This is a genomic window from Intrasporangium sp., from assembly GCF_051961875.1.
GTDB lineage: Bacteria > Actinomycetota > Actinomycetes > Actinomycetales > Dermatophilaceae > Intrasporangium_A.
The window spans coordinates 1-2,457 of record NZ_JBQCCV010000026.1; the positions used below are offsets into that span (position 1 = coordinate 1).

The window sequence follows — 2,457 nt, forward strand, 5'->3', positions numbered from 1 at the left end:
TGGATGACGGGCGGCTCGGCCGCCTCGTCGTAGGCCGCGAGCTCACCCTCGACGACGAGCGTGACGTGCTCGTCGGCCTCGAGGCCGGGCAACAGCTCGGTCGCGAAGGTCGCGGCGCCGAGACCGGTCAGGGCGGCCGACGGCAGGAGGGTCGGCTCGCAGTCGTCGGCCCAGCGGACCGCGCCGGGGACCGCGTGGACGGACCCGGCAGCGTAGAGCGCGGCCTGCTCCCCCTCGCGGTTGCGCTCGCCGGCCCCGGAGAACCGCGCGGTGGAGAAGGCGCGTCGCCGGCCGTCGTAGGCGAAGCCGAGCTCGATCCGCACCTCACCCGGCACGTCGGCGCGGACCAGGACGTGGACCGTCACCACCGCAGGAGCGACCGCGGCCGCCTCCACGGGCAGCGGCACCGTCGAACGCACCCTGACCCGGTCACGGAGCCCGGGCATCGCCGTGGTGAGGAACCGGGACCGCTCGGAGGCCGGCACCCGGATGCCGAGGAGGGCCTGCTCGAGCGCGTCCGGTGCGAGGCCGAGGGACGCGTCAATCGGCCGCAGGACGAGACCGTCCACGCCGTCGAGGACGACCCCGTGCACGGGGTCACCGACGAAGACGCGGTCGGCGTCGCCCGTGTCGGGCAGGTCGTCGACGCTGACCCGGACGACGAGGTCGCCGCTCTCGTCCTCGCGCGTCACGTCGAGCACCGGCCGCAGCGGCTCGTCGAGCAGCGTCACCGGGCCGTCCACCCCCTCGCCCGGGAGGAGCTCGATGCCCGCGTCACGCGCCTCGGCGAGCAGCGGCCACACCTCGGCGCTCGCCCCGAGCAGCAGCGGCGCGGCCGTCGTGACGTAGCCGGCGCTACCGGAGCCCGACCGCAGCACCTCGTGCAGCCGCGCCATGATCCGCTCGTGCTCGGGCAGGTAGCGCGCGCCGTGCGCCCAGCGGGGCAGCGCGTCGTGCCAGCTGAGGCTCTGGTGCCACCGCTTCGTCCGGGTCCAGCGGGTGGGCCGCAGTCCGTAGGCGAGCTCCGGCAGCTCACCCCATGGCGAGTGGGCCCGGTAGGCGAGGTCGACGAAGAGACCGGCCGGCATGAGGTCGCCCTGTGGCTCGGGCCGCGCGGCCGGCTCGCGCCGTCGGGGCTCGACCTGGCGCAGGTGCCCGAACACCTCGGACCAGTGCGCCCCCGACAGGCCGTCCGCCGGAGCCGCCGGCCCGGGATCGGCGACGATGCCGCGCGCAACGTCGCGGGCGGTGATGAGCAGCGCGACTGCGTGCTTGCAGTCGAACCCGACCGGGCAGCTGCAGTGCCCGTACCACGTGGTGCGGCGCCCGACCGTCTTGCTGTCGATGATCGTCTGGTAGGTCTGCGCGCCGCTGCCCTCGATCGTGCCGAGGATCATCGTGCCCTCGGGGCGGGTCGCGAGCGAGCGGATGCGGCGCTGTGCGGCATACGCCTCGCCCCGCGCGAACGTACGCGAGCCGACCTGCTGGCTGATCTCCGCATCGGAGAGATCCGCCACCCAGGTCGCGGCGCGGCCCACGTTCCACGTCATGGAGCGACTGTAGGCGTGCTCGCCGACAACGCCGGCGCTCGTCCACAGGCAAGATCAGTGAGCGGCATACCCCCTCGGGGAGGTATGCCGCGAAGGTCAGCGGACGGTCAGCGTGACCTTCCCCGTCGCGCGGCGTTGGTCGAGCTCGGCGAGGGCCGCCCCGACCTCGGTGAGCGGGTACGCCGACCCGAGCGGCGGTGCGAGCCGGCCGTCCTCGAGGAGCGGGAGGATCTCGTCCCACTGGCGTCGCACATAGCCCGGCTCGGTGCTCCAGAATGCGCCCCACCCGACCCCGACGACGCTCGTGTTGGCGAGGAGCAGGCGGTTGACCTTGACGGTCGGGATGTCTCCGGCGGTGAAGCCGATGACGAGGAGCCGGCCCTCGACGCCCAGGCTGCGCAGGCTGTCCGTGAAGCGGTCCCCGCCGACCGGGTCGACGACGACGTCGACTCCGCGACCGCCGGTCAGCTCGCCGACCCCGGCCAGGAAGCCGTCGGCGAGGACGGCCTCGTCCGCGCCGGCCGCCCGTGCCACCGACAGCTTCTCCTCGGTGGACGCGACGGCGATGACCCGTGCCCCAAGCGCCTTGGCGAGCTGGATCGCGGCGGTCCCGATGCCGCCGGCGGCGCCGTGGACGAGGACGGTGTCGCCCGGCGCGAGCCGGCCGCGGCGGGTCAGCGCGAAGTGCACCGTGAGGTAGTTCATCGGCACGGCGGCAGCGGCGGGGAAGGAGAGCGGGTCCGGGATCGGGAAGATGAACCCGCTTGGCACGGACACGGTTTCGGCGAAGGCGCCGAAGATCGGGAAGGCGGCGACCCGGTCCCCCGGCGCGAACTCGCTGCCCTCGGGGGCTTCGCGGACGACCCCGGCGCACTCGGCGCCCGGGATGAACGGCAGCTCGGGCCTC

At 74.4% G+C, this 2,457-nt stretch carries 2 protein-coding genes; both read right to left on the reverse strand.

The genetic code is table 11. The features are described from left to right. On the reverse strand, window positions 1-1,550 hold a 1,550-nt coding region (locus ACTHJJ_RS01650; RefSeq protein WP_440301198.1), incomplete at its 3' end, for an SWIM zinc finger family protein. A gap of 96 nt (window positions 1,551-1,646) precedes the next feature. Next, window positions 1,647-2,457, reverse strand: an 811-nt coding sequence (locus ACTHJJ_RS01655; protein WP_440301199.1) for an NADPH:quinone oxidoreductase family protein, incomplete at its 5' end; no start/stop codon positions are given.